Origin of the sequence: Pseudomonas sp. CP-1 (assembly GCF_021213715.1) — a bacterium.
Taxonomy (GTDB): domain Bacteria; phylum Pseudomonadota; class Gammaproteobacteria; order Pseudomonadales; family Pseudomonadaceae; genus Pseudomonas; species Pseudomonas aeruginosa.
The window spans coordinates 196,486-222,460 of sequence record NZ_JAJQKY010000004.1 but is presented as its reverse complement, the minus strand read 5'-3'; the positions used below and the strand labels follow the sequence as shown (position 1 = coordinate 222,460).

Genomic DNA, 25,975 nt, shown 5'->3' with positions numbered 1-25,975 from the left:
GATGCCCGATATTCGTTGTATCGCCGTGGTCGGTACCGGTGCGATGGGCACCGGGATCGCCCAGATCGCCGCCCAGGCCGGCCTGACCGTGTGGCTGTTCGACAGCCGCGCCGAGGCCGCCGCCGAGGCACGCCAGCGCCTGCGGCAGACCTTCGAGAGTCTATGCGGCAAAGGCAAGCTGAGCGCCGCCGACGCCGAGGCCGCGCAAAACCGGCTGCGGGTGGCGGAACGCCTGGAACAACTGGGCGACTGCGAACTGGTGGTGGAGGCCATCGTCGAGCGCCTGGAGGCCAAGCAGGAATTGCTGCGCCGGCTGGAAGCCATAGTCGCGCCAGAGACCATCCTCGCCAGCAATACCTCGTCGCTGTCGATCACCGCCATCGCCGCCGCCTGCGAGCGGCCGCAGCGGGTCGCCGGCTTTCACTTCTTCAACCCGGTGCCGCTGATGCGCGTGGTCGAGGTGGTCGACGGCCTGGCCAGCGCTCCGGAAGTCGGCGACGCCCTGCTCGCCCTCGCCGCGCGCCTGGGCCACCGCGGCGTACGGACCAAGGACAGCCCCGGCTTCATCGTCAACCATGCCGGCCGCGCCTATGGCACCGAGGCCCTGCGCATCCTCGGCGAAGGCGTCGCCGAATGCGCCGAGATCGACCGTGTGCTGCGCGAGTGCGCCGGCTTCCGCATGGGGCCGTTCGAACTGCTCGATCTTACCGGCCTCGACGTGTCGCACCCGGTGATGGAATCGATCTACCAGCAGTACTACCAGGAACCGCGCTACCGCCCGCACCCGCTGACCCGCCAGTTGCTCGCCGCCGGCCGTCTCGGGCGCAAGAGCGGCCAGGGCTTCTATCGCTACGTCGACGGCCAGCCGCAGGACAAGCCCGGTCCGCAACCGGTGCCGCAGGCCGCCGCCCGCCCCCCGGTGTGGCTGGGCTGCGAAAACGAGGACGACCGCCGCACGCTCGCCGAACTGCTGCATCGCCTCGGCGTCGAGCCGGAAACCGGCGAACGCCCTTCCGCCGCAGCGCTCTGCCTGCTGGCCGCCTGGGGCGAGGACCTGAGCAGCGCCGTGCAGCGCTTCGCCTGTCCCGCCGAGCGCAGCGTCGGCATCGACCTGCTCTGCGACCTCGAGCGCCGGCGCTGCCTGATGCTCTCGCCGCTGACTACCCCGGCCATGCGCGACGCCGCCCACGCGCTACTGGCTGGCGACGGCGTCGGGGTCACGGTGCTGCGCGACAGTCCCGGCTTCGTCGTCCAGCGGGTACTGGCGATGATCGTCAACCTCGCCTGCGACATCGCCCAGCAGAGCATTGCCAGCGTCGAGGATATCGACCAGGCGGTGCACCTCGGCCTCGGCTATCCCCACGGCCCGCTGGAATGGGGCGACCGCCTCGGCCCGCGGCGCCTGCTGAGCATTCTCCAGCGCCTGCAGGCGCTTACCGGTGACCCGCGCTACCGGCCCAGTCCCTGGCTGCGCCGACGAGCGCAACTGGGCATGTCCCTGCGCGCCGGCGAAACCGCCGCCGTAGACTGACGCATCGGCGACCTGGCGGCGCAGCGTCATGCGTCTCGCCGCCAGGCCAACGCTTTTTCCCCGAGCGACGCTTTCCGGGCTTGCAGTTGCCGAGGTATCCTGCGCGCAAATTCATCCGATGATTGGATGTTTCTTCCGTGACCATTCCCCTCAAGCGCTCCCTGGTGGACATCGCCCTGGAGCAGATCCGCCAGCGCATCGACGCCGGCCATTGGCCGCTCGGCCAACGCCTGCCGCCGGAGCCGGAACTCGCCGAGCTGCTCGGCATGAGCCGCAACACCGTGCGCGAAGCGGTCCGCGTGCTGACCTTCTCCGGCGTGCTGGAAGTCCGCCAGGGCGACGGCACCTACGTGCGCGCCTGCGCCGATCCGCTGGAAACCATGCTGGTGCTGGCGCGCAGCGCGGTGCAGCACTCCCTGGAGGCACGCGGGATGATCGAGATCGAGGCGGCGCGCCTGGCTGCCGTTCGCCGCAACGACAGCGACCTGAGCGCATTGCGCGAGCATCTCGACGCTTCGCGCCAGCGCTACGGCAGCGACGACCTGCAGGACTACATCGAGCACGACGTCCGCTTCCACCAACGGATGGTCGATGCCGCCCACAATCCGGTGCTCAGCGAACTCTACCGCTACTTCTCGCAGGTCATCCGGACCTCGCTGGAACGCACCATGGCCGACCCACAAAGGGCCCAGCCCTGCTTCGAGCTGCACCAGCAACTGCTCGACGCCATAGAACGCGGAGACCCGGACGCTGCCGCCGCGGCCAACCGCGCACTGCTGATCTGAACCCGGGACAGACCCATGACTCACGCCTTGAATGCCCGGCCGGGAGCGCACCCCGGCCATCCTCCGGAAGAACTGCTGATCGATGCCGAAGTCGACGACGAACCAGCCCCGCCGGCGCCGCCGCTACGCCCCTGGCTGCTCCTGCTGGGCCTGGTGCTGGTGGCGCTGAACCTGCGCCCGGCGCTGTCCAGCCTCGCCCCCCTGCTCAACCAGGTACGCGACGATACCGGCCTCTCGGCCGCCGCCGCCGGCCTGCTGACCACCGCGCCGGTACTCTGCCTGGGGTTGTTCGCGCCGCTCGCGCCGCGCCTGGCCCGGCGTATCGGCGCCGAACGCAGCGTGCTGCTGATCCTCTTCTGCCTGGCCGGCGGCATCGTCCTGCGCAGCCTGTTCCCGGTGTTCGGCCTGTTCGCCGGCAGCGTCCTGGCCGGCGCCAGCATCGGCATCATCGGCGTGCTCCTGCCGGGCATCGTCAAACGCGACTTCCCGCGCCAGGCCGGGGTGATGACCGGGGTCTACACCATGGCCCTGTGCCTGGGCGCAGCGCTCGCCGCCGGCGCCACCGCGCCGCTGGAGAAGCTCTTCGGCAACTGGGAACTGGCGCTGGCGTTCTGGTCGCTGCCGGCGATCCTCGCCGCTGCCTTCTGGCTGCCGCAGACCCGCCAGGGCCAGCACGCCCATCGCCAGGCCTTCCGTGTCGTCGGTCTGTGGCGCGACCCGCTGGCCTGGCAGGTCACGCTGTACATGGGCCTGCAGTCGTCCCTGGCCTACATCGTCTTCGGTTGGCTGCCGTCGATCCTGATCGACCGCGGCATGACTGCGGTGGAAGCCGGCCTGGTGCTGTCCGGCTCGGTGATGCTGCAACTGATCACCGCCCTGCTCGCGCCCTGGCTCGCCGCTCGCGCCAGGGACCAGCGCCTGGCGGTGGTGCTGGTGATGGCTACCACCCTCGCCGGCCTGCTCGGCTTCCTCTATGCGCCGCTGCCGACCATCTGGGGCTGGGCGGTCCTGCTCGGCCTCGGCCAGGGCGGCACCTTCAGCATCGCCCTGGCGCTGATCGTCCTGCGCTCGCGCGACGCCCACGTCGCCTCGCATCTGTCGGGCATGGCCCAGGGCGTCGGCTACACCCTGGCGGCCATGGGGCCGTTCATGGTCGGCGTGGTCCACGACCTGACCGGCGGCTGGAACGCGGTCGGCTATATCTTCATCGGCGTCGCCATCGCCGCCACCCTGTTCGGCCTCGGCGCCGGGCGCAGCCAGTACGTGGGGGCCCGCAGCGAACACCTGTAGCCCCGCAGACGCAAAAAGCCCCGCATCGCGGGGCTTTTTCTCCTTCGTCACTCAGGCATCCGGGCCGCGCCCTTCGCCGGGCGGCGTCCGCGGCGTGCTGGCGATCCAGTCGCTGAGCAGGTTGTAGGCCACTGCCAGCAGGATCGGGCCGAGGAACAGGCCCATGAAGCCGAACGCCAGCAGGCCGCCGAACACCCCGAGCAGCACCACCACCAGCGGCAGGTTGCCGCCACGGCTGATCAGGTAGGGTTTGAGGATGTTGTCCACCCCGCTGATGATGAAGAAGCCCCACAGGCCGAGGAACACCCCGTGGCCATAGTCGCCCTTGAAGAACAGCCAGGCGGTGGCCGGGCCCCAGACCAGCGGCGGGACCATCAGCAGGCTGCAGGCGAAGGTCAGCAGGCCGAGCAGCATGGCTCCCGGTACGCCGGCGATCGTGAAGCCGATCCAGGCCAGCAGGGCTTGCGCCGCGGCGGTGCCGATCACCCCGTTGACCACCCGCTGTACGGTGCCGGCGACAAGGTCGCGATAGTGCTCCGCGCGGTTGCCGATCAGGCGTTCCAGGGCACGGTGGACGATGGACTCCAGGCGCGGCCCGTCGCGGTAGAAGAAGAAGATCAGGATCAGACTGAGGACCAGTTCCAGGATCCCTCCACCGATCTTCGCGCTGCGCGCCAGCAGCCAGTTGCCGACCTCGCCGACATAGGGCTTGAGCACGTAGAAGAACGCCACGCCCTGTTGGTCGATGGAGTTCCACCAGCCGATCAGGCGGTCGCCGATCAGCGGGACGCCGGCCATCCACGAAGGCGGCGGCGGCAGGCCCTCGACCTGGAGATTCTTCAATAGCTCCATCAGCGAACGAACGTTGTCCGCCAGGCCGAAGCCGAGCCAGATCAGCGGCAACGCCACCAGGACGATCCAGCCCAGGGTCAGCAGGCCCGCCGCCAGCGACTCGCGGCCACCGAGCAGGCGCGTGAGCATACGCATCAGCGGCCAACTGGCGAAAGCCAGCACCGCGGCCCAGAACAGCGCCGACCAGAATGGCGCCAGCACCCAGAGACTGGCACCGAGCAGGCCGAACAACAGCACGCGAAGCAACAGCCGATCGTTATCGAACATCAAGGCAGGCCTTCCTCAAAGGGGGATACACCGATAGACAGCGCTCGGCGTGCGCCGTTTCCAGCCGGAGCGTGGGGCGCGGGGGAAAGGCAGTCTACTCTGGCGGGCGGCCTTGCCGAAGGCATTTTCGCCATCGCCCGGGCCCGCAGGCCCGGGCGAACGCGTTCAACGCAGCCAGTTGAGGTGCAGGCCCTCGACCTCCGACTGGCCCAGCTCCATGCGGCTGTTCAGCACGCCCTGCCCGCGCAGGGCGTCGCGCCACTCCTGGGCGTGCTTGCCGGACAGCTCGACCCGCACCCCGGTATCCAGGCGCAGGGTCCGCACCAGCAACTCCAGCCAAGAGCCGGCCGGCTCCGCCGGCACATGGCTGAGGGTCAGTTCGCCGTTGGCCTTGAGCAGGCGCAGCAGGGTCGCCGGGCTCGGCAGCAGTTCCCCCAGCGGCGCATCGGCCTTGAGTTCCTCGGCCTGCAGGTAGGCGCGGCGATTGCCGCGGGTGATCGAGTAGACCGCCACCAGGCTGTTCTCCTGTGGCGCCGCCAGGCGCACCAGCAGGTAGGCCTGCTGCTCGTCCGGGCCGTACAGCTTGGCATTGCCGAACACGGCGTTGGCCAGCAGGCTGCTGGAGCCGCAGTCGCGCCGCTCGCACCAGAACAACGGCGTGGCGTCGGCCTTGAGCAGCGCGGTGCGCGCCGCGGCGAACGCCTCCTGGCTGCTGTGCTCGGGCGGCAAGCGGTAGGTCAGCGCGGTCAGCTCGCCTTCGGCGCGCACCTCGCCCTCCATGCGCAGGCGACCGCTGATGCGGCTGATCCCCCCTAGCGGGTAGATCCGCTCCTCGCTCGGCGCCTGGCGGAAGTCGACGATCTCGGCGCGCGGGAAGCGCGGCAGGACGTCCAGGTCATGGCTGCCGGGAAGGTCGGCGGCCAGCGCCGAAAAGCTGAAAACGCCCAGGGATAGCAACAGGAACCCTCGCATACCGGCCCTCAACGGGTCAGCATCGACTGGGCGGTACGGATGGCGTCGTCGCCCTCCTTCTCCCGCCGCGGCACCAGCAGTCCGCGCTGCACCGCGGGACGCGCCTCGATGGCGGCGATCCAGCGCTGCAGGTTGTCCAGCCCGTCGACGGCGACACCGGACCAGTCGTGGATGCGCACCCAGGGATAGGTGGCGATGTCGGCAATGCTGTAGTCGCCGGCGAGGTACTCGGCCTCGCCCAGGCGACCGTCGAGAACTTCGTAGAGGCGCCGGGTCTCATGCTGGTAGCGGTCGATGGCGCCCTGCAACTTCTCCGGGAAATAACGGAAGAACACGTTGGCCTGCCCCTGCATCGGGCCGACCCCGCCCATCTGGAACATCAGCCACTGGATCACCCGCGAGCGACCCTTGACGTCGGCGGGCATCAGTTGCCCGGTCTTCTCAGCGAGGTAGATGAGGATCGCGCCCGACTCGAAGACGGCGAAGTCGTCGTTGTCGCGGTCGACGATGGCCGGGATGCGGCCGTTGGGATTGATCCTGAGGAATTCCGGAGCCTTCTGCTCCTTCTTGTCGAACGACAGCGCGTGCACCCTGTAGGGCAGGCCCATTTCCTCGAGGGCGATGGAAACCTTGTGGCCGTTCGGCGTGGCGGCGGTGTAGAGATCGATCATGCGGTGACTCTCCGTAACGATCCGTCCAGCCTTACGGCTGGACCCGGAATAGTCAAGGAAACAACGGCAAGCCGGTGTTTCAGCGCGCGAAGAAGGCCGCGAAGACCCTGGCCACCGCCTGCGCCCCGGCCTCGTCGTCCAGATGCAGGTGATGCCCACCCGGCAGGTGGTGCCGCTCGAACGGCAGGGTCTCCAGCAGCGCCCGCATGCGCGGCTCCACCGCCAGCATGCCCTGCTCGGCCAGTACCAGGCTGACCGGGCACTCCACGCTGCGCACGAAGTTCAGCGCGTGGGCCTGGGTCAGGCGCAGCGGCGACGGTAGGGTCAGGCGCGCGTCGGTGCGCCAGGTATAGCCGCCGGGCACCGGTTCCAGGCCGCGCTGGGCGAGCAGTTCGGCGGCCTCCCGGGAGATCTCGCCGACCCCGCGCATCCGCGCTTCCACGGCTTTTTCCAGCTCGGCATAGACCGGCTTGCGCTTGTGGCGTAGCGCCAGTTGCGCCTTCAGCGCTTCGCCGAGCTTCTGCGGCGCCTTGTCGGCTTCGCCAGTGTAGGGAATCAGGCCATCGATCAACGCCAGCCGCTCGATGCGCTCGGGCAAGGCCCCGGCGAGCAGCACCGAGACGATGGCGCCCATCGAGTGTCCCAACAGGGAAAACCGCTCCCAGCCCAGTTGCTCGGCCACCATCAGCACGTCCAGCGCGTAGTCCCAGAGCAGGTAGCTGGCACCCTCGGCACGATGCGCAGAATGCCCGTGGCCGGCGAAGTCGAGGGCGACGATACGCAGCCCGGCGAGCTTCGGTGCCAGGCGCGAGAAGCTCATGGCGTTGTCCAGCCAGCCGTGCAGGGCGATCACCGGCTTGCCGTCCGGCGGACCGAACAGATGCGCGGCCAGCTCGATGTGCGGCAGGCTGATGCGTACTTCCTCGACCTGCAGGCTCATGCCGAACGCTCCTCGGTCGTCCGCGACCAGCGTTCGAACACGCCTTTCAGCAGTTCGGCGGTTTCCCGCGGGCGCTCCAGCGGGAACATGTGGCCGCCGGGCAGCGACATGAACTCGCCACGCGGCATCGCCCGGATCAGCCGGGTGTGGTGCGGCAACACCACCTTGCTGTGCCGCCCGCGCACCATCGCCAGCGGCACCTGCAACTGCCGCGCACGCCCCGGACTGCTGTGCGGCACGCTGCGGTAGATGCTGATCTCGGTGGCCGGATCGAAGCGCAGGCGCAGGCCGGAACCGCCGCCGCTGTCGGCCAGCCCGTGGCGTACGTAGGCCTCCAGGCAGTCGGGGTCGAAACGGCGGAACAGCGCCTTGCCGGAGAAGTAGGCCCGCGCCTCTTCCAGGTCGGGGAACGCCTCGCGACGCCCCAGGGTGCGCCCGGCCGGAGTGATCCGGTCGATGAAGCCGAAGCGCTTGGCGGCACGGATCACCAGGCGGTCGGCGAGGGTCAGCACCGGCGAATCGAGCATCACCACGCCGCGGTAGAGTTCCGGCCGGCGCAGCGCCGCGTGGTAGTGCAGCACGCCGCCGAGGGAATGGCCGACGCCCCAGACCGGCTGTTCCAGGCTGGCGAGATGGTGCAGCAGTTCGTCCACCAGGTTGTCCCAGTTGTCGTTCACCGGGAAACGCGGGTCGTGCCCGTGCATTTCCAGGTGATCCACCCGGTACTCCGGCGCCAACGCCTCGAACAGCTTGGCGTAGGTAGCCGACGGGAAGCCGTTGGCGTGGGCGAAGAAAACCGATTGCGACATGCGCGACGTCTCGACAGGGCTGATGCCAGGGATTCTCCGGCAGCCTCGCCGAGGCGGCAATGGCTTTGCCGGCTGCCTTGCACGGCGAAGCGGCCAAAACCTCAGGCAGAGCGGACGAGATGCTCGAGGATCGCCGCCGCCACCAGCAGGAACACCACCCCGCAGGCCGCGTCCAGCCAGGGCACCGCGCGCAACAGGCGGGCCTGCAGGGCCGGGCGGGTAAGGGTCAGGCTGAGCAGGCCGAACCAGCAGGCGCCCATGCCGAACAGCAGCGCCGCCACCGCCAGCTTGCCGCCGAGCGACATCTGCGCAGGAATCAGGCTGCCGAGCAAGGCGATGAAGAACACCAGCGCCTTGGGATTGAACAGATTGGTCGCCACCCCACGCAGCCAGGGCCCCAGGGGCGACGGCGGCAGCGCCCCGTCGAGCCGGCCCGGCTGGCCGTCGCCGCGCCGCAGCCAGGCGCGCAGCGCGCCGACGCCGAGCCAGGCCAGGTACAGCGCGCCGAGCGCCTGCAGGATGGCGAACAGCACAGGCGTACGGCTGAGCAGCAGCGACACGCCGGTCAGCACCAGGGTGGTATGCAGGAGAATCCCGCAGGCCAGCCCCAGCGCGCTGGCCAGGCCGGCCCGCCGCCCCTGGTGCAGGGACGTGCGCACCACCAGGGCGACATCGGGACCGGGGCTGACCAGGGCGACGGCGAACACCGCCGCCAGGGTCAGCAAGACAGACAATTCCTGCATGGCTACTCCACGAAAAAGGGATCGGAAAGGAAAACGCGATTCAGCGCTGGCGCAGGCGCGCCGGCGGTAACCCGTAGGTGCGACGGAACAGACGGGTGAAGTGCGCCTGGTCGTAGAAACCGAACTGCTGGGCCACCTGGCTCAACGGCTGCTCGCCGCGCAGTACCAGCGGCAAGGCGCGCTCCAGACGCAGTTGGGTCAGCCACTGGTGGGGCGGCAGGCCACAGTGACGGCGGAAGCGCCGCAGCGCCTGCCAGGGGCTCAGGCCGCAGAAGGCGGCCAGTTCCTCCAGGCTCGGCGGGTATTCCAGGCGCGACTCCAGCCAGTCGCGCAGCCGCGTCCAGTCGCGCCGGCCGAAGCCTTGCCGGTCACCCTCCTCCAGGCGCAGGCTGCTGCCCAGGCTGAGCAGGCAGGCCAGCGCCTGCCAGAGATGCTCTTCCAGGGCCAGACGGTTCTCCAGCGCCGCCGCGCCGCCGAGCATGCCCAGGTGCAACTGACGCAGGCGCTGCTGCAGACGCTCGTCGCGGACCAGGCTGCTGGTCAGGCGCGGCGCCCCCCGGCGGCCGTCGCTGAAGTCGCGGCTGGCGCGCTCCAGCCAGTCGGCATCGAGCGCCAGGACGCGGATACGGTAGCCCTCCTCGCCGGCGCTGCTGCCGTCGTGGATGCTTTCCGGCGCCATCAGCAACGCGTCGCCGGCCCCGGCCAGGCGCCGTTCGCCGCCGGCGGCATAGCGATGCCGGCCCTGCAGCAGCAAGCCGATGTGGTACTCCAGGTGGAAGTGCCGGGGAAAGGAAAAGCGGTTGTGCTCGGCGTCGATCAGGCGTACGCCGGGAATCCCGCTGCTGAGATGGGTGATCTGCTCCATCCCGCTACTCTACCGCCAGCGGGACGGAACGATCTTGGACAAAATTGCGGACCGCGCTCAGCCCGCCCTGCCCGCCAGCGGCACCACCGCCATGGTCAGGCGGGCGATGCAGCTCGGCTTGCCGTCGTCGCCACTGAGGCGGATGTCCCAGACATGGGTGGTACGCCCCAGGTGGATCGCCCTGGCCACCGCGGTGACCCGGCCGCTGCGCAGGCCGCGCAGGTGGTTGGCGTTCACTTCCAGGCCGACGCAGTAGTACTGGCTGGTGTCGACGCACAGGTAGCTGGCCATCGAGCCCAGGCTTTCCGCGAGGACCACCGAGGCGCCGCCGTGCAGCAGGCCGAACGGCTGGTGGGTACGCGAGTCGACCGGCATGCTGGCGGTCAGCGACTCGTCGTCGAAGGCTTCGAAGCGGATGCCAAGCAGGTCGCCGATGCTGTTCTTCTGCGAGGCGTTCAGTTGCTCCAGGTCGGGCGTTTGTCGCCAGAGGCTCATGGGAATTCCTTGCGCAAGGGGGAAGCCCGGAAGGGCTTCCCGTCGGTGGGAGTCATTCGTGCCAGAGCACGGCCTCGCGGCGTTCCACCCATTCGTGGAAGCGCGAGCCATAGGCACCTTCCACCATATTGCGCTTGATCTTCAAGGTCGGCGTGAGGAAACCGTTGTCCACCGCCCAGGTTTCCTGCACCAGGACCAGGCCGACCAGGCGCTCGTGCTTGTCGAGCGCACCGTTGACCTGTTCCAGGTGCGCCCGCAGGCTGCTTTCCAGCGCCCCGCGGGTACCGTTGAGGGCCTCCCGGCGACCGACCTCGGAGAGCACGCAGAGCCCCAGCGGCGCGCTGAGGCCCTCGCCGACCACGCAGACCTGCTCGATGCGATCGTGCACCGCCAGGCGGTTCTCGATCGGCGCCGGCGCCACGTACTTGCCCTTGCTGGTCTTGAAGATTTCCTTCATCCGCCCGGTCAGGCGCAGGTTGCCGTCGGCGTCCTGCTCGCCCTTGTCGCCGGTGCGCAGGAAACCGTCGGCGGTGAGCACCTCGGCGGTCTTCTCCGGCTCCTTGTAGTAGCCGACCATGGTCGCGCCGCTACGCACCTGCACCTCGCCCTCGTCGCTGATGCGTACCTCGACGCCGGGGCTGTTCTGGCCGATCCAGCCGGTCTTCTGCCGGCCGGGCCGGCAGACGTGGGAGTAGCCGCTGTTCTCGGTCATCCCGTAGACCTCGAGCACGTCCAGGCCCAGGCGGCGATACCAGAGCAGCAGCGCCTCGGGTACCGGCGCCGCGCCGCAGAGCGCGTAGCGCACCGCGTCCAGGCCTAGCCCGGCGAGCACCTTGCGACCGACGATGCGGCCGAGGATCGGCAGCTTCAGCAGGCGGTCGAGCTTCTGCGCCGGCATCTTCGAATACACCCCCATCTGGAACTTGGTCCAGATGCGCGGCACGCCGAACAGCAGGGTCGGCCGAGCACGCTTCATGTCATCGACGAAGGTGTCCAGGCTTTCGGCGAAGAACACCGTGGTTCCCCCGTAGAGCGACCCCATCTCGACGAACATCCGCTCCGCCACGTGGCACAGCGGCAGGTACGAGAGCATCCGGTCGTCTTCGCGGGTGCCGAACAGTTCCACGCCGCGGCTGGCAGCGAAGGCGAAACTGCTGAAGTTGTGCATCACCCCCTTGGGCACGCCGGTGGTTCCGGAGGTGTAGATCAGGGTGGCGAGTTGCTCGGCGGCGGTCGGCGTGTCGCCTTCGAGCGGCGCGCAGGCCTGCAGGTCGCTCCACTGGCGGTCGAAACGCCCTTCCGGGTGCAACGGCATGGCCACGGTCGGTATGCCCTCGGGGACTCCGGGCGCCATCGCCGGCCAGTCGTCGAGCTTGCCGACGAAGACCACCGCCGACTCGGAATGCTCCAGCACCTGGCGCGCCGACTCGGCGGTGAGATTGGGATAGAGGGGGACGGAAACGTGCCCGGCCATCCAGATCGCCAGGTCAGTGACGATCCAGTGCGCACAGTTCTTCGAGATGATCGCGATACGGCTGCCGGCGGGGAGATCCAGGCTGCGCAACCAGGCGGCTGCACGCCGCGCCTGGTCGCCCACCTCGCCCCAGCTCAGCTCCTCGACCCGGCCGCCACCGATGGGCTGCACCAGGTAACGCCGTTGCGGATGACGCTTTTCGCGCTCGAAGAAGACTTCGAGCGGCAGACGATTTGCAGTGACCACGTACCGCCTCCGTTGTTGTTGTTCTGGGAGATCGACCAAGCACTTGCTTGGTCGAATATTCCATCACAGCCAACCGCAGGCAAGCCGGGAAATGTTTCGGTTTGTAGTCGTTGCGCCAGGCGCTTCCTAGCCGTGCCGCGGGTGATGCAGCGAGACCAGGGTCATCAGCCCGGCGGCGGCGAAGTCGCCTTCCAGCTCGGCCAGCGAGGCAGTGCTCATCGGCAACGGATCACGCCGGTTGCCATGCACCAGCAGACCGCCCAGCGCCCCGACCAGGGGCTGGTGGCTGACCAGCAGGAGATTGCGCTCGCTGCGCTCGTCGAGGAAACCGAGCACCTCGCGCGGATCGTCGTCGGGGGTCAACCAGGGGGCGGTGCCGACCGGCTCGACCAGCCCCAGTGCCTCGCGCACCAGCTCGGCGGTCTGCTGGGCGCGCACGTAGGGGCTGGCGAGAATCCCGTCCAGCGGCAACCCGGCCAGCCGCGCGGCGCTCTGCAGCACCTCCTTGCGTCCATGGGCGGTCAGGCGCCGCTCGGAGTCCCGGCTGGCGTGCGATTCGGCCTCGCCGTGGCGCAACAGCCAGAGCTTCACAACTTCGGCTCTTCGTCGCGCGCCGGGTGCGCGGCGGGCGGCACGCTGTGGGCGGCCTCGCCCTCGGCGGCGCGGGCGCTCGGCCAGTCGGCGAACGGCCAGGGTTTCTCGTCGCTGTGGAAGGTACCGAAACGGCCGATCTGCGCCAGGTACTGGCTGAGGCTATCGCCGAAAGCCATCAGGCTGCCGTTCGGCGCGCCGTAGATCAGTCGGTAGACCAGCTGGATCACCACCACCGCCCCGAGGAGCAGTTCGGCGACCTGCCAGACCAGGACGAACAGCAGCATCCAGAGGATGCGGATGGCGATCGATTCGCGTGCTTGCGGGTCTGCGGACATAGCGGTCTCCTCGTCAGAAGCCGGTGGTGGGAATGAAATCGACGTCGGTCTTCGGCTCGCCGCGCATCAGCAGCTGGATGACCTGCGCCAGGGTGCGGCCTTCGAAGAGGATCGCATGGAGACCGGCGACCAGCGGCATGTACACCTGCATCTCGTCGGACTTTTCCTTGAGTACCTTGAGCGTGTTCACACCCTCCGCGGTCTCGCCCATGCGCGATACCGCCTCCTCCAGGCTGAGCCCCTCGCCGAGGGCGTGGCCGACCTGGTAGTTGCGGCTCTTCGGCGAGGAACAGGTGACGATCAGGTCGCCGACGCCGGCGAGGCCGAGAAAGGTCATCGGGTTGGCACCGAGCTTGACGGCGAACCGGGTCATTTCCGCCAGCGCGCGGGTAATCAGCATGCTGCGGGTGTTCTCGCCCATGTCCATCGCCGCGGCCAGGCCGGCCATGATCGCGTAGACGTTCTTCAGCGCACCGCCGAGTTCCACGCCGAAGCGGTCGCGGCTGGCGTAGACGCGGAAGGTGCGGCCGTGCAGGGCCGCCTGGACGCGGGCGCACAGCTCGTCGTCCTCGCTGGCGACCACCGTGGCGGTCAGCTCGTGCTCTGCGATCTCGCGCGCCAGGTTCGGGCCGGAAATCACCCCGATACGGGCTTGCGGGGCGATTTCCTCGAGGATCTCACTCATCAGCTTGAAGGTGTGCGCCTCGATGCCCTTGGTCAGGCTCACCAGCAGCTTGTCCGTCAATGCTGCCTGGTGTGGTTGCAGCACCTTGCGCAGGGCGCTGGAGGGCAAGGCGACGAAGATCAGTTGGCAATCGGCCAGGGTGCGCTCCAGGTTGGTGACCGGCTCGACCCCGGGATGCACCTTGACCCCTTTCAGGTAGCGCGGGTTCTCGCGTCGTGTGCGGATCGCCTCGGCCTGCTCCGGGTCGCGCATCCACTGGCGGACCGCCTGGCCGTTCTCGGCCAGCAGGTTGGCGATGGCGGTGCCGAAACTGCCGCCGCCGAGCACGGCAATCGGTTGCTGCTCTGTCATGATTCATCCATTTCTGGCCGCCACGCGGCAATCACGCCATTATACGGTCGGCCAGCCGGCCGACCAGTCTTGACGCCGGCGCTGGCAAAAGCCCGCGCCTCGTTTACCATGCCCGGGCCAGACAATACCTATCGAGAACAAGGTCGTTCCGTGCCCATCGCTTCGCGTGCTCCCGTCTCCCTGACCCTGCTGGCCCTGCTGTTCGGCAGCAAGCTCGCGGCCGCCGACCTGTTCAACGATCCCAGCGGCGTTCCCGAAGTATTGACCGCGACACGCCTGAAACAATCCCCGGCGGAAGTTCCCGGCAGCATCAGCGTGCTCGACCGCGAGCTGATCGTCGCCAGCGGCGCCCGCGACATTCCCGAACTGATGCGCCTGGTCCCGGGCATGATGGTCGGCTACCTGTCCGGCAACCAGCCCACGGTCAACTACCACGGCACCAGCATGTCGGGGGCGCGGCGCCTGCAAGTACTGATCGACGGTCGCTCGGTGTACCGCCCGGGCCTCGCCAGCGTCGACTGGAGCGACCTGCCGCTGGCCCTCGAGGATGTCGAGCGGATCGAAGTGTTCCGCGGTCCGAATACCGTCAGCTACGGCGCCAACGCATTGATGGGGGTGATCAACATCATCACCCGGGCCCCCGGCGAGTCGCCCGGCACGCGCCTGAAATACACCGCAGGCCAGCGCGGCATCCGCGACTGGTACGCCAGCCAGAGCATCGCCCTGGAAGACAGCGACTTCCGCCTGTCGCTGTCCGGCCAGGAAGACGACGGCTTCGACCACGACCACGACGGTCACGCCCTGCGCGACGGCCGCCGGCTCAGCCGCTTCAACCTCAACGCCAGCCACAGCCTGGCGCCGAACCAGAGCCTGGAGTGGCAACTGGCGGCCAAGGAAGGCTCGAACCAGCACCCCTACGCCTACCGCTCGCCGTTTCCCCAGGTTCCCGACGACGTCGACAACTCCGATACGCTCGCCCACGACTATGCCGGTTCGCTGCGCTGGAACGTCGATCTCGACCCACGCCACAGCTTCTATATACAAGGCTACGCGCAGCACTGGGAGCGCCGGCAGGAATGGAACGCCTGCGAGGCGGGCATCGCCTTCAGCCCGCAACTGGCGCAACTCTGGGAACTGAACCCGGACTACCTGCGCAGGTTCGCCGACGACCCTACCCGGCTGCCGCCCGGCAGCCCCCAGGAGCTGCAACTGGCGACCCAGGTCCTCGACCAGCTACGCAACGGCGGACTACGCCCGGTCTGCGGACGGGTCGACCGCAACATCCGGGAAAGCCGCTACGACCTGGAGATGCAGGACACCCTCAGCCTGGGCGACAACCTGCGCCTGCTGAACGGCCTGAGCTACCGCTACGACCAGGCAAACTCCGAGACCTTCTACGGCGGCAGGGTCAGCAGCCAGATCTGGCGGCTGTTCAGCCAACTGGAGTGGCATGCCGGCGAACACTGGCTGCTGCAGGGCGGCGGGATGCTCGAAGACGTCGAGGCCTCCGGCAGCTCGTTCAGCCCGCGGCTGGCGGTGAACTACCTGTTCAACCCCCAGCACAGCCTGCGCGCGGTCTATTCGGAGGCGGTGCGGTCGCCGGGCATGTACGAAAACGACGTCGACTGGCGCTACCGGGTCCGCCACCTGACACCGGCGCCCTACGGGCAGAGCGAAGCCTACTACTTCGCCAGCGCCCACGGCCCCGGCGACCTGGGCAAGGAACACACCCGTTCGCGCGAGATCGGCTACAACGGTTTTTTCCGCGAGACCGGGCTGGCCATGGATGTGCGCCTGTTCCACGAGGAAATCACCGGACTGATCAGCGATCCGCTCAGCGTCGTCGACTTCAGCCCGGACAACGGCGATCGCATCCGCTTCTCCGGCGCGGAAGGCCAGCTCGACTGGCGCCTGGGCCTGCGCGACCGCCTGCGCGCCACCTACGCCTATCTCGACTACGACGCCACCAGTCGCTACGACCGGCGCCTGACCGCCCGCCACGGCGGCTCGGCCGGCTGGATGCACGACTGGGGCCAAGGCTGGTCCAGCGCCCTCTTCTATTACGGCGACGATTCGCTCAATGGACATCGTTTCGAACGCGTCGACCTGCGCCTGGCCAAGCGCATTCCCCTGGGCAAGGCCGCCCTGGAACTGGCCGGCGTGCTCCAGCAGCGTCTCGACGACCAACCGCTGACTTTTCCCGACAACCGCTACGACAGCCGCCACCTGCTCTACTTCAGCGCCGAGGTGACGTTCTAGATGCGTCGCTTGCGCCCCGCCCGTCGGGCTTTCCAGGCGATTCTCGCGCTCGTCTTCTGTTGTCTCCCGCATGTCGGCGAGGCCGCGCAACTGGTCCTGGTCAGCGCCAACCAGGGGGCCGCGGTGAACGCCTTTCGCGACGCTCTGTCGCAGCGACGGCCGCAGGACCAGGTGGAACTGCGCACGCCCGCGGCCCTGGCGGAGGGGATGGTCTTCGCCGACGACACCCGCCTGCTCCTGCTCGGCCCCGAGGCCCTGGCCTGGCGCCTGCGCCAGCACCGGGCGCCACCGACCCTGGCGCTGCTGCTCAACCGGGTCGATGGCCAGCGCCTGCTGCCAGGCGCCAACGGGCATGGCGGACACGGCGTCGGAGGGCTCTGCGTACTCTGGAGCGACCCGCCGGCGGCCCGCCAGCTCCGCCTGGCGCGCCTGATCCTGCCGGGCATCCAGCGCATCGGCGTGCTCTACGGCAAGGACAGCGAATTCCTCCTCGACGAGCTTCGCCGCGAGGCCCGCAGCCAGGGGCTCGAGCTGTTCGTCGCCAGCAGCAGCGGCAACGACGACCCGCGCCCGCTGCAGTTCCTGCTCGGCAATAGTGACCTGCTGCTCGGCATCGACGACAAACAGCTGTACAACTCGCAGAGCATCAAGAGCCTGCTGCTCGGCAGCTACGCCAAGAACCGCGCGCTGCTCGGACCCACCGCAGCCTTCGTCAAGGCCGGCAGCCTGGCGAGCAGCTACAGCGACCAGGAGGACTGGCTGGACACCCTCGACGAACTGCTCGGCCAGGCGCCCAGGCACTGGCCCCTCAGCCTCTATCCAGGGCATTTCAAGGTGCTCGGCAATCGGCAGGTAGCCCGTTCCCTGGGTATCGACCTGGCCAGCGACGCCGACCTCGGCCGGCGCCTCGCCGAAGGAGAAGAACCATGAGCCAGCGCCACGGCTGGGACATCCGTACCCGCATGCTGGCGATCAGCCTGGGCCCGGCGCTGTTGCTGACCCTGCTGCTCACCGCCTACTTCACCTACTCGCGCCTGCAGGACCTGCGCCAGGAACTGACCCATACCGGCCAGTTGATCGCCGACCAGTTGGCGCCGGCCGCCGAATACGGCGTGATCGCCGGCAACACGCCCGTGCTGCAGAAGCTGCTGCAGGCCACCCTCGACACCCCGCATGTGCGCTTCATCGAGGTACGCGACCGCAACGACAATATCCTGGTGTACGTCGAACAGTTGTCCGGCGCGTTGCAGAACGCCGCGCCGATCGACATCTTCCACTCCACCATCCAGCGCCAGCGCATCGCCCTGGCCAGCGACCCGCTGCTGGACGGCGCCAGCGAAGGCGACGGCCAGTCCGGCGAGGACTACCTCGGCCGGGTGGTGGTCGGCATGTCCAACGACGCCTTCAGCCAGCGGCAACAGGAAATCCTCCTGAAGGCCGCCCTGCTGGCCGCCTTCGCCCTGATCCTCACCTTCCTCGTCGCGCGCCGCCTGGCGCAGCGCCTGTCGGCGCCGATCAGCACCATGGGCCAGGCGGTCGAGGCGATCCAGAGCGGCGACTACAAGACCAGCCTGCCGATCCTCGACGACGGCGAGATCGGCGACCTGGCCCGTCACATCAACAATCTCGCCAGCGGGCTGGACCGCGCGAGCCGGGAACAGGAACAGGCGATCGGCCAATTGATCAGCGCCCGCGAGGAAGCGGAGCAGGCGAACCGGGCGAAGTCCGACTTCCTGGCGATGATGAGCCACGAGCTTCGCACCCCGATGAACGGCGTGCTGGGCATGCTGCAACTGCTGGAAACCACCGAGCAGACCCGCGAACAGGCCGAGTACACGGCGCTGGCCACCGAGTCCACCGAACACCTGCTGAAGGTCATCAACGACATTCTCGATTTCTCAAGGATCGAACGCGGCGCGCTGGAACTGGAGTGCATTCCCTTCAACCTGCTGGAACTGGTGCAAGGCTCCGCCCTGGTGTTCCAGCACAGCGCCCAGCAACGCGGACTGGCGCTGGAATTGCAGATCCAGGCCGGCCTGGAGAATATCGAGGTCTGCGGCGATCCGACGCGGATCCGACAGATTCTGGTGAATCTGCTGGGTAATGCGCTGAAATTCACCGAGGAAGGCGCCATCCATCTCAGCCTGGAGTGGCAGGCGCTCGATCACGACGTACTGTGGCTGACCTGCGCGGTGCACGACAGCGGCATCGGCATCTCGCCGGAACGCCTGGAACATATGTTCGACGCCTTCCAGCAAGCGGATTCGTCGATTTCCCGGCGCTACGGCGGCACCGGGCTCGGCCTGGCGATCGCCAGGACCCTGGCGGAACGGATGGGCGGCACCCTGCAGGCAGAGAGCAAGGAAGGCTCGGGATCGACCTTCACCCTGGAGATTCCGCTGCCCTTCCAGCAGTCGCCGGCGCACCGGCAGCAGGCCGCTGGCGACGCCGCCCCGATTGCCGCCGGTCAGGAAATCCTCCTGGTCGAGGACAATCCGGTGAACCAGACAGTCATAGAAGCCATGTTGCGCAGCCTCGGCTATCGCGTCACCCTGGTCGCCGACGGTATCCAGGCGGTGCGCAGCGCCGAGCGCCAGCGCTACGACGCGATCCTGATGGACTGCCGCCTGCCGGTGCTCGACGGCTACTCGGCGACACGGGAAATCAGGGCCCAGGAGAACGGTCGGCGGGTACCGATCATCGCCCTGACCGCCAACGCCCTGCAGGGCGATCGGGAGAACTGCCTGCAGGCGGGAATGAACGATTACCTGGCCAAGCCATTCAAACGGGCGGAATTGCAACGCATACTGCAACGCTGGATCGGCTCGCAGCCGGAACTCCCCGTGACGTCGAACGAAACCGGACGAGGGGAGCCGGAATGATCTACGACAAGGGCGGCAAGCGGACGCGGGAATAAAGTGAACATCTGTTCGCCGGACACTGTGACTTTCACCGCAACGCAACAGTCTATGACTAGGCTGCCGCTGCGACGCCGATACAATAACCCGGCGCGACGGCCGCTGGACGAACCGCCACAACCCTGCAGTTCAGGGATTTTTGAGGAGCTCGCATGACCAAACAACACGCCTTCACCCGAGAAGACCTGCTGCGCTGCAGTCGCGGCGAGCTGTTCGGCCCGGGTAACGCGCAACTTCCCGCCCCCAACATGCTGATGATCGATCGCATCGTTCACATCAGCGATGTCGGCGGCAAGTATGGCAAGGGCGAGCTGGTCGCCGAGCTGGATATCAACCCGGACCTGTGGTTCTTCGCCTGTCACTTCGAAGGCGATCCGGTCATGCCCGGTTGCCTGGGCCTGGATGCCATGTGGCAGCTGGTCGGTTTCTACCTCGGCTGGCAGGGCAACCCCGGCCGCGGCCGCGCCCTGGGTTCGGGCGAAGTGAAGTTCTTCGGTCAGGTTCTGCCGACAGCGAAGAAGGTCACGTATAACATTCATATCAAGCGCACGATCAATCGTTCGCTGGTCCTGGCCATCGCCGACGGCACCGTCAGCGTCGATGGCCGCGAAATCTACAGTGCCGAAGGCCTCCGCGTCGGCCTGTTCACCTCCACTGACAGCTTCTAAGGGTTATCCGCATGCGTCGCGTCGTTATCACCGGTCTGGGCATCGTTTCCTGCCTCGGCAATGACAAAGACACCGTTTCCGCCAACCTCCGTGCGGGTCGGCCCGGCATTCGCTTCAATCCGTCCTACGCCGAGATGGGCCTGCGCAGCCACGTTTCCGGTTCGGTCGACCTGAACCTCGAAGAGCTGATCGATCGCAAGGTCTTCCGCTTCATGGGCGATGCCGCCGCTTACGCCTACCTGGCGATGGAGCAGGCGATCAAGGACTCCGGCCTGACTCCGGAACAGATTTCCAACCCCCGCACCGGCCTGATCGCCGGCTCCGGCGGCGCTTCCACCCTGAACCAGATGGAAGCCATCGATACCCTGCGCGAGAAAGGCGTCAAGCGCATCGGCCCATACCGCGTGACCCGCACCATGGGCAGCACCGTATCGGCCTGCCTGGCCACGCCGTTCCAGATCAAGGGCGTCAACTACTCGATCTCCTCCGCCTGCGCCACCAGCGCGCATTGCATCGGCCAGGCCATGGAACAAATCCAGCTGGGCAAGCAGGACGTGGTCTTCGCCGGCGGCGGCGAAGAGGAACACTGGAGCCAGAGCTGCCTGTTCGACGCCATGGGCGCCCTCTCCACCCAGTACAACGAGACGCCGGAAAAGGCCTCCCGCGCCTACGACGCCAAGCGTGACGGCTTCGTCATCGCCGGCGGCGGCGGCATGGTGGTGGTCGAGGAGCTGGAGCATGCGCTCAAGCGCGGCGCCAAGATCTACGCCGAGATCGTCGGCTACGGCGCCACCTCCGACGGCTACGACATGGTCGCCCCGAGCGGCGAAGGCGCGATCCGCTGCATGCAGCAGGCGCTGGCCACCGTCGACGCGCCGATCGACTACCTGAACACCCACGGCACCTCCACCCCGGTCGGCGACGTCGCCGAGATCCGAGGCGTGCGCGAAGTGTTCGGCGACAAGGCGCCGGCCATCAGCTCGACGAAGAGCCTGTCCGGCCACTCGCTGGGCGCCGCCGGCGTACACGAGGCGATCTATTGCCTGCTGATGATGGAAGGCGGCTTCATCGCCGGCTCCGCCAACATCGACGAACTCGACCCGGAAGTGGCCGACCTGCCGATTCTCCGCGAGACCCGCGAGAACGCCAAGCTCGATACCGTCATGAGCAACAGCTTCGGCTTCGGCGGCACCAACGCCACCCTGGTCCTCAAGCGCTGGCAGGGTTGATTCCCTCCATCGCCGCATGAAGCGCCCTTCGGGGCGCTTTTTTGTACCCAGCGTTTCTTTACCCGAACTGCATGAACGGGCTAAACCTGGCGCCCCGCCTGCCGATAGAACTGATCAGCCCCGTCTCTCTCCTGCCCCCTGGAATCCGCCATCATGTCTTTGCGCAGTATGCCCATCGCGACCCGTGCCGCCCTGAGTTTCGCCCTGATCACCGCTCTGCTGGTCATCACCGGCATCTTTTCCCTGAACCGAATGGGTTCGCTCAACGAAGCCTCTTCGGACATCAGCGACAACTGGCTGCCTAGCGTCCGCGAAAGCGCCGAGTTGAACGTTCTGCTCGCCGAACTGCGGCAGGTGCAACTGGCCCATGTGCTGGCGGCGGACGACAGCAGCAAACGCTTCCTGGAAAGCCGCATGACGGAAATCGGCAAGGAACTGACCGATCGCGAGGGCGCCTACCAACGGCTGATCAGTGGTGCCGACGAGCGCTCGATCTACGAGCGCTACCTGGCTACCCGGCAGACGCTCCTGCAAAGCCAGCAGACCCTGGTGCAGATGTCGCGCAGCAAGCCGCTGGAAGAGACCCGCCAGTACACCGAAAGCACCTTGCTCGACCAGTACCGCGCCACCCAGCAGCAACTGCAGGCGCTGATCGACTTCAACGTCAAGGGCGCCAGCCAGGCCAGCCACACGGCCGATGAGGTCTATCACAGCGCCTTCGCCGCAGTGATCGGCGTACTGCTGGTCGCCGGCCTCGCTACCGTGGTACTGGCTTGGCTGTTCACCCGCAGCATCACCCAACCGCTCGGCGAGGCGCTGCGAGTGGCCGAGGTGATCGCTTCGGGCGACCTCACCAGCCGCATCGACACCTCTGGCCGCGACGAACCGGCCAAGTTGCTGGTCGCCCTCCAGGGCATGCAGGCACAACTGCGCCAGACCATCCAGCAGATCGGCAGCTCGGCGACCCAACTGGCCTCCGCCGCGGAGGAACTCAGCGCCGTCACCGAGCAGGGCAACCGCTCGCTGACCCAGCAGAACGACGAAATCCAGATGGCCGCCACCGCGGTCAACGAGATGACCGCCGCCGTCGAGGAAGTGGCGCGCAACGCCAGCTCCACCTCGGACGCCTCGTCCGCCTCCGAGCAATCGGCGCAGAACGGACGCCAGCGGGTACTGGAGACGGTCCAGGCGATCCGCCTGATGAGCGAAGAAGTGGACAATACCTCGGCGCTGGTCGGCGGCCTGGCGGAAAAGGCCCAGGACATTTCCAAGGTCCTCGACGTGATCCGCGGTATCGCCGAACAGACCAATCTCCTGGCGCTCAACGCGGCCATCGAGGCGGCTCGCGCCGGCGAGCAGGGCCGCGGTTTCGCCGTGGTCGCCGACGAGGTTCGCGCCCTCGCCCATCGCACCCAGGAATCCACCCGCGAGATCGAGCAGATGATCGCCAACATCCAGGAAGGCACCGGCGCCGCGGTCGGCGCCATGGACAGCAGCAGCGTACGCGCCCGCAACATGCTGGAGATCGCCGAAGCCGCCGGCCTGGCGCTGAACGAGATCGCCGAGCGGGTCGGCCAGATCAACGAGCGTACCCTGGTGATCGCCAGCGCCTCCGAGCAGCAGGCCCAGGTGGCCCGCGAGGTCGACCGCAACCTGGTGAACATCCGCGACATCTCGCTGCAGACGTCCGCCGGCTCCAACCAGACCGCCGCCGCCAGCCAGGAACTGTCGCAACTGGCCATCGACCTGAACAACATGGTCACCCGCTTCGTCGTCTGACCATGCCGTGCGCCGTCTCACGGCGGCGCACTTGCTGCGGTTGCCCAGCGTGGAGCCCGGGTTTTACCATGAAACCCGATCCTCTCCCCCCCGGAGCCGCCCTGATGGTCAAGCGCACCAGCCACAAGCAAGCCAGTTGTCCAGTCGCCCGCCCGCTGGACGTGATCGGCGACGGCTGGTCGATGCTCATCGTGCGCGATGCCTTCGAAGGACTGACGCGCTTCGGCGAATTCCAGAAGAGCCTCGGCCTGGCCAAGAACATCCTGGCGGCGCGCCTGCGCAACCTGGTGGAGCACGGCGTGATGGTGGCGGTCCCGGCCGAAAGCGGCAGTCACCAGGAATACCGCCTGACTGACAAGGGACGCGCGCTCTTCCCCCTGCTGGTGGCGATTCGGCAGTGGGGCGAGGACTATTTCTTCGCCCCGGACGAATCCCATGTCCGCCTGGTCGAGCGCGACAGCGGCCAGCCGGTGCCGCGCCTGCAGGTACGCGCCGGCGACGGCAGTCCGCTCGCCGCGGAAGATACCCGGGTCAGCAGGGACTGATCGAAGGACGAACAGGCTACCATCGGCATCCGCGCGTACGCCGCCAAAACGGCGGATAACCGCGGGCGGCTATTCGCCCTGCCGCACGCAGGCAACCCTTGCCCGGTAGAGCGAATGGCGCCCCCGCGTTATCCACGCGACACAAGAAAACCAGCGCTTTGCATGGCTCGCGCTCAGCGCACGTCGAAGGATTTCTCCGCCAGCAGGCGATCGCCCTGGAACACCATCAACCGCCATTCGCCCTTCACCACTTCGTGCGGCTCGGTGAATTCGTAGGCCATGACATCGGTCGGCGCGCCCGGCACCAGCTTCTGCACCACTTCGAACTTGTCATGCCGCTGGCCATCCGGAGTGACCACGCCCGGGGTGAGGTAGAGCAGCGTCAAAGGCGTATCGCCTTCCTGCTTGCCGCTGAGTTGATAACGCATGCCGAACTTGGTGCCGAGCTTGGCCGGGACTTCGGTGGTCTGCTGGATGTTCTGCTCGCTACGGGTCAATACCCGTTCGCCGGGCTGGAAATCCTGGTAGCGGCTTTCGAACACGCCATATTCGATGGGGCCGTCGATACGCACCTCGGCCTGCGCCGCCACGGCGACGCCGGCGCCGAGCAGGAAGACGGAACGACTGATGCAAGAACGGATGAAGGACATGACTCACTCCTGGATGGGACTGGCGCGAGCCTATGACGCCGGCATGACAGACTGATGACGAATCCGGGTTATTCGCCTCGCGGATCGGCGGGCTGGCGCGGCAGCACCGCCAGGAAGTTGTCCCGCGCCACCTGGCGAGCGACCTGCTCGGGCAAGGCGTCGAGGAACGGATCGAAGCTCGCCATCAACTCGGGCAGGCTGTCGAACTGGCCGACCACATCGGAACCGAGCATGAAGCGTTGCGGAAACCGCTCGACCAGTGCCAGCCACTGCGGGTCGGGCTTGCCCTGCTCGTCCAGCAGGTACGGGCGCAACACCGACCAGGACAGGTCGATGTAGAGGTTCGGGTAGCGCTGCAGCAGACGCCCAAGGGTCGGCAGGAGGAAGTCCAGTTTCTTCTGGTGGCGATGGATCTCCATGCTGGTCCCGGCATGGGCCCAGATGAACCGCACATGCGGGTGATTGCGCAGGGGCTCCTCGATTTCCGCCAGGTACAGCGGGTTGCGTTCGCGCTTGGAAGTGACGTTGGCGTGCAGCAACACCGGCAGGTCGAATTCGGCGGCCAGGTGATAGACCCGCGCCAGCGCCTCATTGTTGGCCCTCGGCACGTCGCCGTAGGTCAGCGCGGTGAGGTCGTCGTGCCGGGTAAAGATCTCGCCGATGCCCTGCCAGAGTCCCGGGTCCAGCTCCAGCATGCGACGGATGTGCGCGTCGGCGTTCTTGTCGGTCGGGTTGAAACCGGTCAGGAACGGATGCACGCGCCGCCGCTGCTCGGCTGGCAGGGATTTCACCGCCGCCGCCACGATCACGTCGGTGGCGCTGTACCAATAGGCTCCGGCATCGTCGCCAGCGTAGTAGCGCGGCCGCTTCGGCTCGTCCTCGTGCCATTTCTTGGCGACCGCGACGCCGCTGAGCATCACATGGTCGACCCGGCCTTTGTCCATCGCCTCCAGCAGGCGCGGCATGCCTTCGCTTTCCTGGAAGAAATCCACGTAGTGCACGTGAGCGTCGCTGTAGCGATAATCCCTGGCATGGGTCAAGGATGTCACCAGGGACAGGGCGAACAATGTCGAAAACAGGGCACGCGTACGGGGGCCAGCCATGGCATTCCTCCTGATAGGCCTGAGTGAACATAGACCGCAGCCGCTCGGCCAGGGTTCGCCGCTCCGCTGGCTGGCCCTGCTGTTCGGCCTGCTGGCCTGGCATGCCGGGGCTGGCGAACGGGTGATCTATCCGCGCCATTCCGAAGGGCGCAACCCCGAACCCTACGTCGTCGAGCTGCTGCAACTGGCGCTGGCCAGGAGCGGCGGCGACTACCGCCTGGAGCCCAGCGCGCAGCCCATGCCGCAGTCCCGTGCGCAACTGCGCCTGGAGCAGGACGATCCGGGCCTGCAGGTGATGTGGGCGCAGTCCCGCGACGACCTGGAAGAGACCCTGCTGCCGATCCGCATTCCGATCTATCGCGGCCTGATCGGCTGGCGCATTCCTCTGGTCAGCGCCGCCAACAAGGACCTCCTGGCCTCGGTGCGGACCCTCGACGATCTCCGCCGCCTGCGCTTCGGCCAGCGCCAGGACTGGGCCGACACACCGATCCTGCGCGCCAACGGCCTGGAGGTGAAGACCAGCCAGAGCTACGAGAGCCTGTTCCGCATGCTCGATGCCGGCCGCTTCGAGGTCTTCCCCCGCGAGGTCGTAGTGATCGACGGAGAACTGGAGGACGCCTCCCGCGCCGGGCTGCACCTGGCGATCGACCAGCACCTGGCCCTGCACTACCCCGCGGCCTTCTATTTCTTCGTTTCGCGTCAACGCCCGGAACTGGCCGAGGCCATTCGCCAGGGCCTGGAGAAGGCGATTGCCGACGGTAGCTTCGAACGGCTGTTCGAGCGACATTTCAAGACGCGGCTGGAAAAGCTTGCCCTTCGGCAGCGGAGAATAATCGAGCTGAAAAACCCCTATCTTCCAGGAAAAACTCCTTTTCAGCGCGAGGCACTCTGGTACCGGCCGTGAGCTAGAATGAGGCCT

General features: G+C 67.5%; 25 protein-coding genes. 11 read left to right on the top strand and 14 right to left on the bottom strand.

Going from position 1 to position 25,975, the window contains the following annotated elements; all coding sequences use genetic code 11:
- Position 1: 1 nt before the first annotated feature.
- The 3 genes from LT948_RS10435 (at position 2) to LT948_RS10425 (ending at position 3,606) form a co-directional block, all read left to right on the top strand.
- A complete protein-coding gene (locus LT948_RS10435) occupies positions 2-1,531 on the top strand; it encodes a 3-hydroxyacyl-CoA dehydrogenase (RefSeq protein ID WP_073657123.1) in 1,530 nt (509 codons plus the stop codon).
- A 137-nt stretch (positions 1,532-1,668) separates the two neighbouring features.
- Positions 1,669-2,316 (top strand): FadR/GntR family transcriptional regulator, encoded by a 648-nt coding sequence (locus LT948_RS10430; RefSeq protein ID WP_069376763.1) that lies wholly within the window; start codon positions 1,669-1,671, stop codon positions 2,314-2,316.
- 15 nt (positions 2,317-2,331) lie between these two features.
- Complete coding sequence (locus LT948_RS10425) at positions 2,332-3,606, top strand: CynX/NimT family MFS transporter (RefSeq protein WP_003140135.1); 1,275 nt, start codon at positions 2,332-2,334, stop codon at positions 3,604-3,606.
- A 51-nt stretch (positions 3,607-3,657) separates the two neighbouring features.
- Here LT948_RS10425 and LT948_RS10420 read toward each other — a convergent pair whose 3' ends face one another.
- The 12 genes from LT948_RS10420 to LT948_RS10365 all read right to left on the bottom strand — a co-directional run bounded on the left by LT948_RS10420 (position 3,658) and on the right by LT948_RS10365 (position 13,905).
- Positions 3,658-4,725 (bottom strand): AI-2E family transporter, encoded by a 1,068-nt coding sequence (locus LT948_RS10420; protein WP_003087507.1) that lies wholly within the window; start codon positions 4,723-4,725, stop codon positions 3,658-3,660.
- A gap of 165 nt (positions 4,726-4,890) precedes the next feature.
- The gene (locus LT948_RS10415) at positions 4,891-5,697 is read right to left on the bottom strand and encodes a DUF4892 domain-containing protein (protein WP_073657124.1); all 807 of its coding nucleotides are present in this window, start codon (positions 5,695-5,697) and stop codon (positions 4,891-4,893) included.
- 8 nt (positions 5,698-5,705) lie between these two features.
- Positions 5,706-6,368 (bottom strand): glutathione S-transferase family protein, encoded by a 663-nt coding sequence (locus LT948_RS10410; protein ID WP_003087500.1) that lies wholly within the window; start codon positions 6,366-6,368, stop codon positions 5,706-5,708.
- Between the two features lie 79 nt (positions 6,369-6,447).
- Positions 6,448-7,308: an alpha/beta fold hydrolase gene (locus LT948_RS10405; RefSeq protein WP_003097867.1), complete on the bottom strand. Its 861-nt coding sequence runs from the start codon at positions 7,306-7,308 to the stop codon at positions 6,448-6,450.
- The gene (locus LT948_RS10400) at positions 7,305-8,117 is read right to left on the bottom strand and encodes an alpha/beta fold hydrolase (RefSeq protein ID WP_022580598.1); all 813 of its coding nucleotides are present in this window, start codon (positions 8,115-8,117) and stop codon (positions 7,305-7,307) included. The genes LT948_RS10405 and LT948_RS10400 overlap by 4 nt, the downstream gene beginning before the upstream one ends.
- 101 nt (positions 8,118-8,218) lie before the next feature.
- The gene (locus tag LT948_RS10395; protein ID WP_003120430.1) at positions 8,219-8,860 is read right to left on the bottom strand and encodes a LysE family translocator; all 642 of its coding nucleotides are present in this window, start codon (positions 8,858-8,860) and stop codon (positions 8,219-8,221) included.
- 40 nt (positions 8,861-8,900) lie between these two features.
- A complete protein-coding gene (locus LT948_RS10390; RefSeq protein ID WP_019485658.1) occupies positions 8,901-9,725 on the bottom strand; it encodes an AraC family transcriptional regulator in 825 nt (274 codons plus the stop codon).
- Positions 9,726-9,782: 57 nt separating this feature from the next.
- Positions 9,783-10,220 (bottom strand): hotdog fold thioesterase, encoded by a 438-nt coding sequence (locus LT948_RS10385; protein WP_003087490.1) that lies wholly within the window; start codon positions 10,218-10,220, stop codon positions 9,783-9,785.
- A gap of 52 nt (positions 10,221-10,272) precedes the next feature.
- Positions 10,273-11,940, bottom strand: a complete 1,668-nt coding sequence (locus tag LT948_RS10380; protein ID WP_021264571.1) for an AMP-binding protein — start codon at positions 11,938-11,940, stop codon at positions 10,273-10,275.
- Positions 11,941-12,066: 126 nt separating this feature from the next.
- Complete coding sequence (gene sixA / locus LT948_RS10375; protein WP_003087483.1) at positions 12,067-12,531, bottom strand: phosphohistidine phosphatase SixA; 465 nt, start codon at positions 12,529-12,531, stop codon at positions 12,067-12,069.
- Positions 12,528-12,869, bottom strand: coding sequence for a DUF4389 domain-containing protein (locus LT948_RS10370; RefSeq protein WP_003097882.1), 342 nt, complete (start codon positions 12,867-12,869; stop codon positions 12,528-12,530). Before LT948_RS10370 ends, sixA begins: the two co-directional genes overlap by 4 nt.
- 13 nt (positions 12,870-12,882) lie before the next feature.
- Positions 12,883-13,905, bottom strand: coding sequence for an NAD(P)H-dependent glycerol-3-phosphate dehydrogenase (locus LT948_RS10365; protein WP_021264570.1), 1,023 nt, complete (start codon positions 13,903-13,905; stop codon positions 12,883-12,885).
- A 150-nt stretch (positions 13,906-14,055) separates the two neighbouring features.
- Here LT948_RS10365 and LT948_RS10360 point away from each other — a divergent pair, with 150 nt between their 5' ends.
- From LT948_RS10360 to LT948_RS10330, 7 genes are all read left to right on the top strand, one after another.
- The gene (locus LT948_RS10360; protein WP_034014003.1) at positions 14,056-16,164 is read left to right on the top strand and encodes a TonB-dependent receptor plug domain-containing protein; all 2,109 of its coding nucleotides are present in this window, start codon (positions 14,056-14,058) and stop codon (positions 16,162-16,164) included.
- Between the two features lie 171 nt (positions 16,165-16,335).
- The gene (locus tag LT948_RS10355) at positions 16,336-17,094 is read left to right on the top strand and encodes an ABC transporter substrate-binding protein (RefSeq protein ID WP_073647603.1); all 759 of its coding nucleotides are present in this window, start codon (positions 16,336-16,338) and stop codon (positions 17,092-17,094) included.
- Entirely contained in the window at positions 17,091-19,046 is a 1,956-nt protein-coding gene (locus LT948_RS10350) for an ATP-binding protein (protein ID WP_003109961.1), read from the top strand. Before LT948_RS10355 ends, LT948_RS10350 begins: the two co-directional genes overlap by 4 nt.
- A gap of 188 nt (positions 19,047-19,234) precedes the next feature.
- Positions 19,235-19,750 carry a 3-hydroxyacyl-[acyl-carrier-protein] dehydratase FabA gene (gene fabA / locus LT948_RS10345; RefSeq protein WP_003087475.1) on the top strand — a complete coding sequence of 172 codons (516 nt, stop codon included), beginning with the start codon at positions 19,235-19,237 and terminating at the stop codon, positions 19,748-19,750.
- Between the two features lie 11 nt (positions 19,751-19,761).
- The gene (gene fabB / locus LT948_RS10340; protein ID WP_003087471.1) at positions 19,762-20,979 is read left to right on the top strand and encodes a beta-ketoacyl-ACP synthase I; all 1,218 of its coding nucleotides are present in this window, start codon (positions 19,762-19,764) and stop codon (positions 20,977-20,979) included.
- Between the two features lie 153 nt (positions 20,980-21,132).
- Complete coding sequence (locus tag LT948_RS10335) at positions 21,133-22,758, top strand: methyl-accepting chemotaxis protein (protein ID WP_003109962.1); 1,626 nt, start codon at positions 21,133-21,135, stop codon at positions 22,756-22,758.
- A gap of 104 nt (positions 22,759-22,862) precedes the next feature.
- Positions 22,863-23,303, top strand: a complete 441-nt coding sequence (locus tag LT948_RS10330; protein ID WP_003087468.1) for a winged helix-turn-helix transcriptional regulator — start codon at positions 22,863-22,865, stop codon at positions 23,301-23,303.
- A gap of 173 nt (positions 23,304-23,476) precedes the next feature.
- Here the strand turns inward: LT948_RS10330 and LT948_RS10325 are convergent, their stop codons facing one another.
- Both LT948_RS10325 and LT948_RS10320 read right to left on the bottom strand, forming a co-directional pair.
- Positions 23,477-23,953 (bottom strand): DUF3859 domain-containing protein, encoded by a 477-nt coding sequence (locus LT948_RS10325; RefSeq protein ID WP_003087466.1) that lies wholly within the window; start codon positions 23,951-23,953, stop codon positions 23,477-23,479.
- A 68-nt stretch (positions 23,954-24,021) separates the two neighbouring features.
- The gene (locus LT948_RS10320; protein ID WP_003140148.1) at positions 24,022-25,056 is read right to left on the bottom strand and encodes an amidohydrolase family protein; all 1,035 of its coding nucleotides are present in this window, start codon (positions 25,054-25,056) and stop codon (positions 24,022-24,024) included.
- On the opposite strand from LT948_RS10320, the gene LT948_RS10315 reads away from it, so the two are divergent.
- Positions 25,055-25,960, top strand: coding sequence for a substrate-binding periplasmic protein (locus tag LT948_RS10315; RefSeq protein WP_003140149.1), 906 nt, complete (start codon positions 25,055-25,057; stop codon positions 25,958-25,960). The genes LT948_RS10320 and LT948_RS10315 overlap by 2 nt on opposite strands.
- Positions 25,961-25,975: the final 15 nt, after the last annotated feature.

Coding starts and splice junctions, on each gene's coding strand:
- LT948_RS10315 (WP_003140149.1), top strand. CDS start 25,055: ATGGCATTCCTCCTGATAGGCCTGAGTGAACATAGACCGCAGCCGCTC.
- LT948_RS10350 (WP_003109961.1), top strand. CDS start 17,091: ATGAGCCAGCGCCACGGCTGGGACATCCGTACCCGCATGCTGGCGATC.
- LT948_RS10330 (WP_003087468.1), top strand. CDS start 22,863: ATGGTCAAGCGCACCAGCCACAAGCAAGCCAGTTGTCCAGTCGCCCGC.
- LT948_RS10370 (WP_003097882.1), bottom strand. CDS start 12,869: ATGTCCGCAGACCCGCAAGCACGCGAATCGATCGCCATCCGCATCCTC.
- LT948_RS10410 (WP_003087500.1), bottom strand. CDS start 6,368: ATGATCGATCTCTACACCGCCGCCACGCCGAACGGCCACAAGGTTTCC.
- fabA (WP_003087475.1), top strand. CDS start 19,235: ATGACCAAACAACACGCCTTCACCCGAGAAGACCTGCTGCGCTGCAGT.
- LT948_RS10400 (WP_022580598.1), bottom strand. CDS start 8,117: ATGTCGCAATCGGTTTTCTTCGCCCACGCCAACGGCTTCCCGTCGGCT.
- LT948_RS10395 (WP_003120430.1), bottom strand. CDS start 8,860: ATGCAGGAATTGTCTGTCTTGCTGACCCTGGCGGCGGTGTTCGCCGTC.
- LT948_RS10405 (WP_003097867.1), bottom strand. CDS start 7,308: ATGAGCCTGCAGGTCGAGGAAGTACGCATCAGCCTGCCGCACATCGAG.
- LT948_RS10415 (WP_073657124.1), bottom strand. CDS start 5,697: ATGCGAGGGTTCCTGTTGCTATCCCTGGGCGTTTTCAGCTTTTCGGCG.
- LT948_RS10425 (WP_003140135.1), top strand. CDS start 2,332: ATGACTCACGCCTTGAATGCCCGGCCGGGAGCGCACCCCGGCCATCCT.
- fabB (WP_003087471.1), top strand. CDS start 19,762: ATGCGTCGCGTCGTTATCACCGGTCTGGGCATCGTTTCCTGCCTCGGC.
- LT948_RS10335 (WP_003109962.1), top strand. CDS start 21,133: ATGTCTTTGCGCAGTATGCCCATCGCGACCCGTGCCGCCCTGAGTTTC.
- LT948_RS10325 (WP_003087466.1), bottom strand. CDS start 23,953: ATGTCCTTCATCCGTTCTTGCATCAGTCGTTCCGTCTTCCTGCTCGGC.
- LT948_RS10365 (WP_021264570.1), bottom strand. CDS start 13,905: ATGACAGAGCAGCAACCGATTGCCGTGCTCGGCGGCGGCAGTTTCGGC.
- LT948_RS10420 (WP_003087507.1), bottom strand. CDS start 4,725: ATGTTCGATAACGATCGGCTGTTGCTTCGCGTGCTGTTGTTCGGCCTG.
- LT948_RS10435 (WP_073657123.1), top strand. CDS start 2: ATGCCCGATATTCGTTGTATCGCCGTGGTCGGTACCGGTGCGATGGGC.
- LT948_RS10385 (WP_003087490.1), bottom strand. CDS start 10,220: ATGAGCCTCTGGCGACAAACGCCCGACCTGGAGCAACTGAACGCCTCG.
- LT948_RS10320 (WP_003140148.1), bottom strand. CDS start 25,056: ATGGCTGGCCCCCGTACGCGTGCCCTGTTTTCGACATTGTTCGCCCTG.
- LT948_RS10390 (WP_019485658.1), bottom strand. CDS start 9,725: ATGGAGCAGATCACCCATCTCAGCAGCGGGATTCCCGGCGTACGCCTG.